This is a genomic window from Pedobacter sp. 22226 (assembly GCF_052045455.1).
Classification (GTDB): Bacteria; Bacteroidota; Bacteroidia; order Sphingobacteriales; family Sphingobacteriaceae; genus Pedobacter; species Pedobacter jeongneungensis.
Genome location: NZ_JBQEPB010000011.1, coordinates 88,413 through 100,817, shown reverse-complemented (window position 1 = coordinate 100,817; position 12,405 = coordinate 88,413). Strand labels below are relative to the sequence as shown.

Annotated in this window: 11 protein-coding genes; 3 read left to right on the top strand and 8 right to left on the bottom strand. The window is 41.0% G+C overall.

Annotation, left to right across the window (positions count from 1 at the left end):
• Positions 1-313: 313 nt before the first annotated feature.
• The gene (locus ACTJKC_RS22455) at positions 314-1,228 is read left to right on the top strand and encodes an AraC family transcriptional regulator (protein WP_440795508.1); all 915 of its coding nucleotides are present in this window, start codon (positions 314-316) and stop codon (positions 1,226-1,228) included.
• Here the strand turns inward: ACTJKC_RS22455 and ACTJKC_RS22450 are convergent.
• On the bottom strand, positions 1,221-1,748 hold the full coding sequence (locus tag ACTJKC_RS22450) for a hypothetical protein (protein ID WP_440795506.1): 528 nt from the start codon (positions 1,746-1,748) through the stop codon (positions 1,221-1,223). The two genes, ACTJKC_RS22455 and ACTJKC_RS22450, sit on opposite strands and share 8 nt — an antisense overlap.
• An 8-nt stretch (positions 1,749-1,756) precedes the next feature.
• Between ACTJKC_RS22450 and ACTJKC_RS22445 the strand changes: the two genes are divergently transcribed.
• Positions 1,757-2,569: a helix-turn-helix domain-containing protein gene (locus ACTJKC_RS22445; protein WP_440795504.1), complete on the top strand. Its 813-nt coding sequence runs from the start codon at positions 1,757-1,759 to the stop codon at positions 2,567-2,569.
• 6 nt (positions 2,570-2,575) lie between these two features.
• On the opposite strand, the gene ACTJKC_RS22440 is transcribed toward ACTJKC_RS22445, so the two are convergent.
• From ACTJKC_RS22440 to ACTJKC_RS22425, 4 genes are all read right to left on the bottom strand, one after another.
• Entirely contained in the window at positions 2,576-2,974 is a 399-nt protein-coding gene (locus ACTJKC_RS22440; RefSeq protein WP_440795502.1) for a hypothetical protein, read from the bottom strand.
• A 47-nt stretch (positions 2,975-3,021) separates the two neighbouring features.
• Positions 3,022-3,945: a helix-turn-helix domain-containing protein gene (locus ACTJKC_RS22435; protein WP_440795500.1), complete on the bottom strand. Its 924-nt coding sequence runs from the start codon at positions 3,943-3,945 to the stop codon at positions 3,022-3,024.
• A 66-nt stretch (positions 3,946-4,011) separates the two neighbouring features.
• Positions 4,012-4,872 (bottom strand): SDR family NAD(P)-dependent oxidoreductase, encoded by an 861-nt coding sequence (locus ACTJKC_RS22430; RefSeq protein WP_440795498.1) that lies wholly within the window; start codon positions 4,870-4,872, stop codon positions 4,012-4,014.
• A gap of 111 nt (positions 4,873-4,983) precedes the next feature.
• Positions 4,984-5,721, bottom strand: coding sequence for a hypothetical protein (locus ACTJKC_RS22425; protein WP_440795496.1), 738 nt, complete (start codon positions 5,719-5,721; stop codon positions 4,984-4,986).
• 276 nt (positions 5,722-5,997) lie between these two features.
• Between ACTJKC_RS22425 and ACTJKC_RS22420 the strand changes: the two genes are divergently transcribed.
• Entirely contained in the window at positions 5,998-6,579 is a 582-nt protein-coding gene (locus ACTJKC_RS22420; RefSeq protein WP_344849867.1) for an outer membrane beta-barrel protein, read from the top strand.
• Between the two features lie 83 nt (positions 6,580-6,662).
• Here ACTJKC_RS22420 and ACTJKC_RS22415 read toward each other — a convergent pair whose 3' ends face one another.
• From ACTJKC_RS22415 to ACTJKC_RS22405, 3 genes are read right to left on the bottom strand one after another with little or no spacing between them, the layout of a single operon-like run.
• Positions 6,663-9,776 carry an efflux RND transporter permease subunit gene (locus ACTJKC_RS22415; protein ID WP_440795493.1) on the bottom strand — a complete coding sequence of 1,038 codons (3,114 nt, stop codon included), beginning with the start codon at positions 9,774-9,776 and terminating at the stop codon, positions 6,663-6,665.
• 27 nt (positions 9,777-9,803) lie between these two features.
• Entirely contained in the window at positions 9,804-10,892 is a 1,089-nt protein-coding gene (locus tag ACTJKC_RS22410; protein ID WP_440795491.1) for an efflux RND transporter periplasmic adaptor subunit, read from the bottom strand.
• Positions 10,893-10,897: 5 nt separating this feature from the next.
• A complete protein-coding gene (locus ACTJKC_RS22405) occupies positions 10,898-12,166 on the bottom strand; it encodes a TolC family protein (RefSeq protein ID WP_440795489.1) in 1,269 nt (422 codons plus the stop codon).
• Between the last annotated feature and the right edge of the window lie 239 nt (positions 12,167-12,405).

Below are 12,405 nucleotides of genomic sequence, written 5' to 3'. Positions count from 1 at the left end.
AAGCAATCTTTCCTGCTAGCGATCCTTGCTAGAAAGATTGCTTCCCCGAAATCTGGGCAGGCTGTCGGCTGAAAAAGCCTTTCTCGCAATGACGATCTCGCGCAGCCTAACATTTTGCCATAAAGATCTGTCATTCATATTAATTTTTATAAAATAAATTATCGCTCAGGATGACAGTGCACGAGGAACCGGATTTGGCTACAAATCCAAAGGATTTGCCTACAGCTGTTACCCCGGGAATTTAGATATTTGCATACTTAAACCTGGTTCTCAGGAATTTTTCTTAGTTTGTAATCAATAACCAGCTCAATCAATGGCCAATCAACAGGTTCAACGCATAAAAAGCATCAGCGAATACCACAAGGTGAGGGGACTTCCAAAACCTGAACATCCGCTAATCAGCCTGATCGATTATGCGGATATGAAACATTCGACGGACATTAATACTGTGAGCTGGGTATTCGATTTCTATTTCATTGCTTTGAAGAAGAACATGAATGGCCGGTTTAAATACGGTCAGCAGGAATATGATTTCGACGAAGGCACTTTGTTTTTTATTTCACCTGGACAGGTTTTCAGGATCGAGGTAACAGGAGACGCACCCGATAAATCCGGATGGATGTTGCTTGTTCACCCTGATTTTTTATGGAACTTTCCACTGGCCAATACCATCAAAAAATACGCCTATTTTAGCTATTCGGTAAATGAAGCCCTGTTTCTTTCTGAAAAAGAGGAAACCACCATGGCAGGTATCATACAAAATATTCAGCAGGAGTATCAGGCCAATATTGATAACTTCAGTCAGCAGATTATTATCTCGCAAATTGAGGTGCTGCTTAATTATGCAGAACGTTTTTATCACCGCCAGTTTATTACCCGGCGCATTACCAACCACCAGGTTTTAGATCAGGTAGAAAGTTTCCTCAACCGTTATTTCGAAGAAAACGCTGTAGAAAATGGCTTGCCAACGGTAAACGATCTTGCTGCAGAATTAAATCTCTCGCCCGATTACCTCAGCAGTTTGCTGAAAGTAACCACCGGACAGAGCACGCAGCAGCATATCCATGATAAACTGATTGAAAGGGCGAAAGAAAAACTATCAACTACCACGCTTACCATTAGCGAAATTGCTTACCAGTTGGGCTTTGGGCATCCTCAATCGTTCAGTAAGCTGTTTAAATCCAAAACCAATCTGTCGCCGATCGCATTCCGGCAATCGTTTAATTGATTTCTTGTGCTTCTTTAGTGACAATTGCAGATGCGGTTGCGAGGTTTGCAGTAGCGCTTGCGGTAATTATACATGCGTTTGCGAGGTTTGTACATGCGTTTGCGATAATTACACATGCGTTTGCGAGGTTTGTACATGCGGTTGCGAGGTTTACACATGTATTTGCGATAATTACACACGCGTTTGCGAGGTTTACACATGCGGTTGCGAGGTTTACACATATATTTGCGATAATTACACATGCGGTTGCGAGGTTTACACATGTATTTGCGATGATTACACATGCGTTTGCGAGGTTTACACATGCGTTTGCGAGGTTTACACATGCGTTTGCGATGATTACACATGCGTTTGCGAGGTTTACACATGTATTTGCGAGGTTTACAGCAGCGGTTGCGGGCCTTACCATAACCGTGGTTTGTGTACCCAGCCCACTAAAATTAATAAGCGTATCAATTTCGGGGCTTTTGGTTAGATTAGATAAGCCACTTAAATCGTGATTTTTCCTAAAAATGATCATCTTTGATCATGAAAAATAATGAGGCATATCACGGCTACCGGATCACTGTTCCTGCTGAATTTGAGGAGTTGTTTTCTCATTTTTATTTCGCAGAGAATAAATCTGATGCTCCAATTATCCAAACTTTGCTGCCTGCTTTTCAAACCATGATGGTATTCAGTTTTGGTGCTTCACTTGTTTTGCTTAGCAAGGAAAATGAAGCAATATCAATGGATAAATGCCTGGTTTTAGGTCCTGTTAAGCAGGCTTTTACTTACATTCTTCCCGCAGGAGGCGAAATGCTGGTCGTAAATTTTAAAGATGATGCCTTTTTCCGCTTTTTTGGTACGGCATCACTTATCGGGTATCTTCATCCGGATGATTTATTGAATGACAACTGTTTTACCACGCTATGGGTAAGCCTTAATGCTTTAGATACTGTAAGTGAAAGGGTAACGCAGCTGCTCGAATTTAGCCGCCCGTATATACAAAACAGGCATCCCTTAACCGAGCAGATTATAGCCATGGGCAATGGCCCGATAAGTCTGGTAAAAGAAATTTCTGCTCAGGAAAAACTTTCGGAAAGATCGGTACAGATGAACCTGAAAAAACACCTCGGTTATTCATCAAAAGAAATCAGCCGGTACATGCGTTTTCTAAAAGCAATTGAACTTATACAGCACCTGTTACTCCATAACAAACCTGTTAACTGGTTCGAGGTAATTGAAACCTGTGGTTTTTATGATCAGAGCCAGTTGATCCACGATTTTAAACATTACCTTAACCTAAGCCCGTCTAAATACCTGAGATTTCAGCAGGAGATCTGCAACCCGAGGGGCTGATTACCTTTATTCTCTCACAAACCTGTAACCACAGCCTTCTATACAGGGTGGATTAAGCAGGAGCGATTTTGCCGAAACTTTATAGTAGTAAGTTAATGGCATTTTATAAGTATTGCTGAAAACTTCCATTTTTACACTGTCTAAAATCCTGAATGCATATATATCCGGAACGGCATTTCCGCTAAATTTCCCCGCTTTGTCTGCTGATTTTTCTAAAGTAAGGTATTTGGCATCGCCGGTTACCTTTTTATATTTTCCACTTCCATCACCGGGATCGAACATGGTTTCAGTGAGTTTCCATTTGCCGAAAACTTCACCCGGACCATCGTTGTCGATTGTGGTTTTTTTGCATGATACATAAATCAGGCATGCAATTGTCAATAGAAGGAGTGATATCTTTTTCATAAAGCTTTAATTTACAGCTTATACGTGCAAAAGAACAAAAACGCTACTTAATTAAATAATTTTCTAAATGCCAGTGGCGAAACCTTCGTTTTTGCCTTAAACAGTTTATTAAAAGATTGCGGATGTTCAAAGCCGAGTTCGTAAGCTACCTCACTTACTGATAAATTGGTGCCGGATAATTTCTCCTTTGCTTTCTCGATCAGTTTTTGATGGATGTGCTGTTGTGCATTCTGTCCCGTAAGTGATCGCAATAAGTCGCTCAGATAACTGGGCGAAACATTTAAATGACCGGAAAGGTATTGCACCGTTGGCAAGCCCTTAAACATGGGCATTTTATCGTTAAAATAATCTTCCAGCAGTTCTTCCAGGTTTTGCAACAAATCACTGTTCAGTACCTTTCTGGTAATAAACTGACGCTTGTAAAAGCGGTTGCTGTAATTTAACAACAGTTCGATCTGCGTAATAATCACATCCTGACTAAAATCGTCAATCCGGCTGTTCAGTTCCTCTTCAATGCTTTTAAAGATGGTCATGATGGTAACCTTTTCCTTTTCTGATAAATGCAATGCCTCATTGGCCGAGTATGAAAAGAAACCATAACTTTTGATTTTTTTGGCTATCGGATACGATAGTAAAAAATCAGGGTGGATTAATAAGGTATATAGCGAACAAACACTGGAACTTAAATCTTCTTCATGACCGATAATCTGATTTGGAGCGGCAAATAATAAACCACCTTCGTCAAAATCATAATAGCTCTGGCCGTATTTTAGCCTGCCGCTCAATTTTGGTTTATACGAGATTTTATAAAAGTTGAGGATATGCGAATTGGGCTGTCCGTTCATTTCAACCGGATGATCTTCATTATTGATCAGGCTGATGAGCGGGTGTTTCGGTTGCGGCAAACCCATCATCCGGTGTGCTTCGGTTAGCGAACTGAATTTATATGGGCTATGGTCTTCCTTTTTCATATTAGTTAATACAAATATAACCGATAAGCTTTTGTTTACCGGTTATATGGTTGATTTTTTGGTTAATTAACCTTGTGCTGCGTTCGATACAGACTCCCATTCTTCCCAGCTTGCCATACGCTCAGCATAGGCCTTACGTACCCAGGCCAGATTATGGCTGCCGAGCGACAGGCGTAAGGGCGGGTTTTCCATGTCGACAATTTTGAAAATGGCATCTGGTGTAGCATCCGGATTTCCTCTTTCCATGTGCTGTAAACCTTCAAAAAATGTTGCTTTGAAGTCGGTATATATATCCAGTCCGTCTGCAAATTTCAACGATTCCTGACTGCCAAATTCGGTGGCATAAGCACCCGGCTCTATAATGGTAACTTTAATGCCAAATGGTTTTACCTCTTCGGCCAGACTCTCGTGTATGGCTTCGAATGCCCATTTAGAAGAAGCATAATAACCGATAACCGGCAGTACCACATGGCCGAGGTTGCTCGAAGTACCTAAAATGTGCCCGTAACCTTGTTTGCGTAAAATTGGTAAGGCTGCCTGAATAACCGCAACTGCCCCGAAAATGTTGGTATCGTACATGGCCTTTACCTGATCAATCGTGGCTTCTTCAACAGTACCTACAAGCGAATAACCTGCGTTGTTTAACACGATATCCAATTTCCCAAAATGCTCGTGGGCCCGTTTAACTGCTTTTTCAACCTGATCATGATTGGTCACGTCAAGTTCCAGGGTTAGTATATTTTCCTTGTATTTTTCCTGAAGATCGGCAATGCTGGAGAGATTTCTTGCTGTTGCCGCTACTTTATCGCCCCGTTCTAAGGCGGCAGTAGTCCATACACGCCCAAATCCACGCGAGGTACCGGTAATAAACCAAACTTTATGAGCTGTTGAGTTGAGGTTACTTTGATTTTCCTGTTGATGTTCCATAATTTTTTATCTGAATAAATGATAAATCAAAGGTGAGGACGACGCGATGCAAATTTGTAGCCTAATTGAGGGCTTTTGTAGCCAAAATGAGAAAATAGAAAAACGAATGGATTATTGGAAGTTTAGAATAACCAGTATCAAAACAAGGCTTAGGATGAAGGCGAAAAAGGAAAACTTAAGATAAAGGGTGAAAAAAGGAAATTTTCTTTCCTGCGCACCATAGTGGTTTAGGTTTTCTTTAAGTTGTTGTATGAACTTTTCATTCTCTTGTTGCTCTTTTCTGAGCCGTTTAAAATCTTTAAACTTTGTGTTATCCTGCGAAGTACCTGGAACCAATATCCATAGCTTCTGATCGGTTTGCAGGTAAATTACATTTAAAAGCAAGCCATTTTTCTTGATTTCATAATGCGTAACGTTTACAGGAGATTCTGCTACAACAGGCCCGTTTTCCCAGGTAATGTTTACGCGGTGGTAGGCATTATACATTAAAAATACAACTATACCGATCCCGATAGGTACCAAGGTTTTCTTGTTAAGTAATGCATCAACAATTTTTGGATAAGGAAGTGCATTATAAGAATCAAATCCTCCGGTTACCAACACCAGCATTAAAATCGTAAGCAGATTGAAAACAATGCCTAAAATAAAATTACCTTGCTTTAAATCTGTGCATTTCAGGTGTACACTAAACATTTTTTGACCAAGACCATAAGCTTCGGGTAGCTTTACAGGGGCATTAATGAGATCTTGCTGGTATTTTAAATTCCGCTGCCGGATTACGATGCTCATTACCGCGATACATAGCAATGCAAGTCCGATAAACAGGTAAATGATATGCTGTGGGTTCAAAATTTGTTCGTTTAAATAGATTTACTTAAGAGCATAACAAATGTTCGGGCAGTATGTTTTTTGCCGGTTTTCTGAGATAAAAGCCCGTTTCAAAATAAGCATTTCGCAGTTACCTGAAGATGAGATTTATTATTTATTTGTAACTTTTATGATAAAAAGTAGTTTTTGAAATGATTTTATGGCGCTCTTTTTCAGTGATTTAATAGCGTGAGTGCGTTTTTTTTAAACTATATGCACAGGAGAGTGTTAGAGATGGATAATAAAAAGTTATCTATCATGAAAAAAAATCTATTAAAACTTGTATTTGCCACATTATTATTTGCGGGCAGTGCACAGGCACAAATCCAAAAAGGTAATGTGATGGTTGGTGGAAATCTTACCAACATTAACCTTGGTTTAGATGCGCCAAATGTTTTCAGTGTTGACATTACCCCAAAAGCTGCCTGGTTTATTCAGGATAATGTAGCGGTGGGTGGTTACGTAAATTTTGGTCTGGAAACGGCTAAAAACTCAAGTACCACAACCAGCTATGGCGTAGGTGCATTGGGCCGTTATTACACAGGAAAAGACGTTGAAGTATTGAAACACGGCCGTTTCTTTGCTGAAGCAACTGTAGGTGTTGGTGGTGTTAATGTTAACAGAGGCGGTGCAAACACTAATGGGTTAGATTTAAGTGTAGGTCCTGGTTTTGCTTATTTTATTACGCCTAACATTGGTTTAGAAACCTTGCTTAAGTATAAAGGCCTAGTAGGCTTTGGTAATGCTACCACGCAAAACAACCTAAATCTGTCTTTTGGATTCCAGATTTATCTTCCTGGAAAAAGAACGGCAAACAAAGTTAAAGGTGATGTGAATTAATATAATTCATTCATTAAGTTAAAGCATCAGGTATTATTCTGATGATAAGGGCTGTTCCTAATGAAAGGAACAGCCCTTGATCTTTATAGACTATTTACTTTTTTACGGTACGACCAATAAAAGACGATCGGATAAACAAAAAGGTTAAATAAAGTATTGGTGATTAAACCCCCGATTACTACAATGGCCAATGGCTTTGATGCTTCTGACCCAATCCCGGTAGAAAGTGCTGCGGGCATTAAACCTATCGCGGCCATTAAAGCAGTCATCAATACCGGCCTGAACCTGCTTGCAATTCCATCACGCATGGCATCGGTAAAGGTCCAGCCGGGATGATGTTTGAGTTCGGAAATGTTGGATTTGAAACGGGTAATCAGGATCACTCCGTTTTGGACACAGATCCCAAATAAGGCAATAAAACCTATCCCCGCTGAAATATTAAAGTTTACGCCAGCGGCCAACAGGGCTAATATGCCACCAATCATGGCAAAAGGGACATTGTTTAACACCAATAAAGCATCTTTGATGTTTCCGAACAGTACAAAGAGGATAAAAAAGATCAATAACAAACTTACGGGAACAGCTTGCGATAAACGGGCGATGGCCCTTTGCTGGTTTTCGAAATCGCCGGCCCACTCCAATTGATAACCTTTTGGCAATTTGATTTTTGCATTTACTTTTTGTTGGGCTTCGGCAATTACGCTGCCCATATCCCTGCCGCGGATAGAGAATTTAATGGCACCGTAACGTTTGTGTTTGTCGCGGTAAATCATACTGGGGCCGGTAATTTTGCGGATGCTGGAAATTTCGCCCAACTGTACATTTGATCCGGATAGGGTAGGCACACGCAATTTACTGATCGAACTTTCATCATTTCTGAAATCTTCGGGATAACGTATAATCAGGTCGAATTTGCGTTCGCCTTCGTAAATCTGGGTAGCCGCTTTTCCACCAATGGCCATTTCAATTACCGCATTGGCATCTGCTGTGCTTACGCCATAAAGCGCCATTTTTTTCTGGTCGAGATTGATCTGCAGTTCCGGCTGACCAAGATTTCTTAAAATCCCCAGATCTTCAATACCCTCAACCGTTTTTAAAATGCTTTCTATTTTTTCTTCTTCCTGTTCGATGTATTCGAAGTTTTCGCCAAAAAGTTTTACCACAATCGAACCTTTTACACCCGAAACGGCCTCTTCCACATTATCAGAAATGGGTTGCGAAAAATTGAGGCTAATGCCTGGAAAACTCTTCAGTTTTTCCTGCATGCGCTCAATCAGCTGTTCTTTGGTCTGTTTACGCTTCCATTCTTTTCGCGGATAAATATCCACATGAAATTCCATATTGTAAAAGCCGGTGGCATCGGTTCCGTCGTTTGGCCGGCCGGTTTGCGACATTACCTGTTTTACTTCTTCGAAACTTAAAAAGATCTTTCGCATCTCGTTCGAAAGCTTTTTGGTTTCATTCAATGAAATACTTAGAGGCCCGGTGGCACGTACATAAATGGAGCCTTCATCCAAGCTGGGCAGAAACTCGGTGCCGAGAAATTTAAAGCTAAAGGCACCTGACAGGAGCACAATGACAGAAATGCCAAAAACGAGTTTCTTTTTTTTGAAACAGGCATCGTAAAATTTAAGGGTTGCTTTGGTAATCCATTCTAAAAAAATATTGTGCTTTTCTTTTACATCTTTTTTTAAGAGCACACTGGCCATGGCTGGCACGAGGGTAAAGGTTAAGATTAAAGCGCCCAGTAAGGCAAAACTTAGCGTCCAGGCCAGAGGAGAGAACATTTTACCTTCCACTTTCTCAAAGGTGAAAATGGGCAGCAAACCGGTAATGATAATCAGTTTGGCAAATAAAATGCCTTTTCCATTTTCGAGACAGGCTTTTTTGATGAAACCGAGCTTGCTCATTTTATTGAACTTATCCATGCCCAGTTTTCTGGCTTTGGCATCCAGTACGACGAAAATCCCTTCAACCATTACCACGGCACCATCTATAATGATCCCAAAGTCGATTGCCCCCATAGAGAGCAGGTTGGCCGGCATGCCTTTTAATTTGAGGCAGATAAAAGCAAAAAGTAATGCGAGTGGAATAATGATCGAGACGATTAGGGTGGTGCGCCAATCGGCCATAAAAAGGAACACAATGAGGGTTACGAACAAAATCCCTTCGAGCATATTGCCCATTACGGTATGTACCGAATAATTGACGAGGTCTTCGCGGTCGTAAAAGGGTTTTATTTTTACATCATCTGGTAAAATAGTACTGTTTATGGCGTTGATTTTTTCTTTCAATCTTGCAATTACTTCGCTGGGATTACCACCTTTTCTCATTACAATAATGCCTTCTACTACATCCGGATCCCTGTCGCGGCCAACCTGACCCAATCGTGGCAGGGCCGATTCAGCAACATCGGCAATGGTCTTCACATAAACGGGGGTGCCGTTGATGTTATCGACCACCACATTCCTGATTTCGTCGATATTATTAAGTACGCCGATACCGCGCACCACATAAGCCTGGCCACTTTGTACGATGACGTCGCCACCCACATTAATATTGCTTTTAGATACCGCTTCGAAAAGTTCGGTTGCGCTTACGCCATATTGAATGGCTTTTTGCGGATCGACAGTAATCTGATAGGTTTTTACCTCGCCACCAAAACTCACCACATCGGCAATGCCCGAAACAGATAAAAGTTCGCGCTGGATCACCCAATCCTGCAGGGTTTTTAACTCGCGGACCGATTTTTTATCGCTGGTTAAGGTATAACGGAAAATCTCTCCGGTTGGTCCGTATGGTGGCTGTACCTCAGGCTGAATCCCTTCGGGCAGATCGGCTTCTTCGAGGTGATTATTTACCTGTACACGCGCCTCGGCATAATCTACATCATCTTCGAAACTTACTTTTACAATCGATAAACCAAAGAGGGAAGAAGAACGGATGGTGGTGCGTTTTTCGGTCGGGTTCATGGCAATTTCCAAAGGCCTGCTTACAAACTTTTCCACTTCTTCGGCACTGCGGCCGGGCCATTGGGTAATGATGGTGATGTTGGTATTGGTTACATCGGGGAAGGCATCTATTGTGGTGTGTTTGAAACTTAAATAACCGGCCAGGATTAAAATAAAGGTGGCAAAAAAGATGAAATATTTATTCTTCAGTGCAAAGCCGATAATGCTTTTTATGAATTTATTCATTTTTAAAATCTAGGGGATGAAAAGAAATTATTGTGTTTTCAGGCTTTCGAACAAGAAAACCTGTTTGGAAGCAATAATGCGGTCGCCGGCTTGTACACCTTTGCTGATGTAGGTTTTATCAGCGGTTTTGCGACCGATTTCGATCTCCTGGATCCTTACTTTATGATCCTGGCCCAGAACAAGCACATAATTTTTGTTTTCATCGAAAATAACGGCCCTCGAATTTAAAACAGGTAGATCGATAGCTGAATTTGCCGAAACCTTTACCGTTCCGAGCATGCCTGGTTTTAAAAGAAATCCTGGATTTGGGATCACCACCCTAGCATTCATTACTTTACTTTCCTGATCAACCTGGTTATATAATTTCTCTATTTTGCCTTTAAAAATCTTATCAGGGTAGGAGAGGGTTGATAAACTCACTTCATCCCCGGCCTTAACCCTCGAAATATCAGATTCATAAATGTTGATCATGGCCCAAACGTTAGAGAGATCGGCAATGGTAAAAAGGCTTTTGTCGTTATCGCCACGCAATTGCATATTCTTGGTTACGTTTTTTTCGATCACAAAACCATTTATGGGCGATTTAATGGCGTATAATCCCGTACTGCTACCGCCATTGAGTTTTAGTACAGAATTGGCTCTTTTTACCTCTGCTTTTTTGATCTGATAATCGTTTTTGGCTTCTTCCAGTTCTTTTGCAGATGATAAACCACTTTGAAAAAGCTGTTCGGCCTGTTTTACCGATCGTTCTGCATTTTTAAGTTCGGCATTGGCGGCGATAACTTCTTTATCAAAACCAGCCATTTCGGAACTGGTGAGGGTGGCTAGTGTCTGGCCAGTTGAAACCTGATCGCCCAGCCTTACGCCAACGCGGTTTACTGTTCCGCTCACCATTGGGAAAAGTTCTGAGCGACGCTCCTCATTTGCAGCTATTTTTGCCGAAAACATGAGTTCGGTTTTGCTGTTGGCCTGTTGTACGGTATCGATTAATAAACGGTTGATCAATGAATCGGTGATGGTAAATTTTTCTGCAGGTGCCGCGGTTTTATGTTCGCTACAGCCAAAAATTAAACTGGTTGCTGCAATAAGTAAAGTGTTTTTATAGAGATTTTGCATGAGATTTATTTAAAAAGATTAGAACCGGTTACATAATTGAGCTCAGCACGGCTGCTCATTCTTTCGAATTGGACTTTGTTCAGTTGCAGTGTATTTTCTTTATAAGCATCGTAGAGGTCTAAAAATTCGATCAGGCTGATGTTTCTTGCCTTGAAATTTTTAATCAGTCCGGAAATGAGCGTATTGAAATCGGTACTAAAGGTGGGATCGATCTCTGCATACAGTTTTTCGTTGCGTAAAGCGGTTTTGTAGCTGTTAAATACTTCATTTTCGAGCAGGGCTTCCTTTCTTTTTAGGTGCGTATCGGCTGCGGTTATGCCAACCTGTGCTTTTTTAATTTCGCCCTGGTTCCTGGAGAAAAGCGGAATAGGGATTTTGATGCCCAAACCGGTATATTTTTCGGGATAATTGCCTTTCAGGTCGTAGCTCAAACCAATTTCTATATCAGGGATTGCCATAGCTTTCTGCAGTTTTAAATTACGTTCGTTATAAAGCAGATCGGTTTTGGCCAGTTTGAGATCGGCGCGGTTAGCTCTGGCCGAATCGAGTAATGCGCTGTAAGGAATTTTATCGGGCGAAGGGTTTTTGAGATCTGTTTGATCCAAAACCAGATCGATTGAAGTGCCTGCATTTAGTCCACAAAGCAACTTTAAATCTTTGTAATTGTCTTCCAGTTCATTCAATAATCCGGCCTGTTCTGCTTTGAGGTTGATCAGCAGTGATTTAATCCTGATCACATCTTTTGCAGCCACATTGCCCGTTTTTAACTGAAGATCGTAAGCTTTTAGCAGTTGATCAGTAGAACTGATTTGTTCCTGGTAAACCTTTACCGATTGCGCCGCAAAATAGGTCTTATAGAAAGTATTAACCAACTCGAATTTGAGTGTTCTTAGCAGGTCGAAATATTCATATTCGGCCAGTTTAACACCTGTTTGAGCCAGTTTGATGTTTTTGTTTCTTTTGCCTGCAAGTTTAAACAACTGCGAAATAGATCCCGCAAATTGTCCGTAAGCATAGGAGGTTTGCAGAAATTTCTTGGTTTCGTGGTTGTAAAATAGGTTTTCGTATTCAAGCGTGGGATTCTCGAAAAGTCTGGCAGTAATAATTTCGGCTTTAGCTTTATCGATGTCATAATTGCTGGCCAGGAGATCAAAATTATTTTTTATAAAGAGGTTTTCGGCCTGGTTCAGGTTTAAGCTTAGGGTATCGGTTTGTGCAAAAGTTGCTCTGGTAAGGACTAAAAAGAGAAGGAGCAACGTACATATTCTTGTCATTCAGCAAAGCTATCCTTGCCGGATTAAAGGCGGATTAAATCGGGCTTAAAATGGGATTAAAGTTGATTAGTGTTTGCGCTCGTTTCCAAACGAGTGCATAAATAGTTACACGATTTTATCGTTGTGAACGATAGACTATTAAACGCTCATTAAAAACGAGCGTTAGCGGAATTACTTCATTCGTTCCGTCATTTAGAGCGGAGTGTAGCGTAGTCGAGAACCACAAAGTGCTCAGCGAA

Bases quoted from the DNA above. Each gene is read 5' to 3' on its own strand.
- ACTJKC_RS22455 (WP_440795508.1), top strand. From the start codon at position 314: ATGGCCAATCAACAGGTTCAACGCATAAAAAGCATCAGCGAATACCAC.
- ACTJKC_RS22450 (WP_440795506.1), bottom strand. From the start codon at position 1,748: ATGATCATTTTTAGGAAAAATCACGATTTAAGTGGCTTATCTAATCTA.
- ACTJKC_RS22445 (WP_440795504.1), top strand. From the start codon at position 1,757: ATGAAAAATAATGAGGCATATCACGGCTACCGGATCACTGTTCCTGCT.
- ACTJKC_RS22440 (WP_440795502.1), bottom strand. From the start codon at position 2,974: ATGAAAAAGATATCACTCCTTCTATTGACAATTGCATGCCTGATTTAT.
- ACTJKC_RS22435 (WP_440795500.1), bottom strand. From the start codon at position 3,945: ATGAAAAAGGAAGACCATAGCCCATATAAATTCAGTTCGCTAACCGAA.
- ACTJKC_RS22430 (WP_440795498.1), bottom strand. From the start codon at position 4,872: ATGGAACATCAACAGGAAAATCAAAGTAACCTCAACTCAACAGCTCAT.
- ACTJKC_RS22420 (WP_344849867.1), top strand. From the start codon at position 5,998: ATGAAAAAAAATCTATTAAAACTTGTATTTGCCACATTATTATTTGCG.
- ACTJKC_RS22415 (WP_440795493.1), bottom strand. From the start codon at position 9,776: ATGAATAAATTCATAAAAAGCATTATCGGCTTTGCACTGAAGAATAAA.
- ACTJKC_RS22410 (WP_440795491.1), bottom strand. From the start codon at position 10,892: ATGCAAAATCTCTATAAAAACACTTTACTTATTGCAGCAACCAGTTTA.
- ACTJKC_RS22405 (WP_440795489.1), bottom strand. From the start codon at position 12,166: ATGACAAGAATATGTACGTTGCTCCTTCTCTTTTTAGTCCTTACCAGA.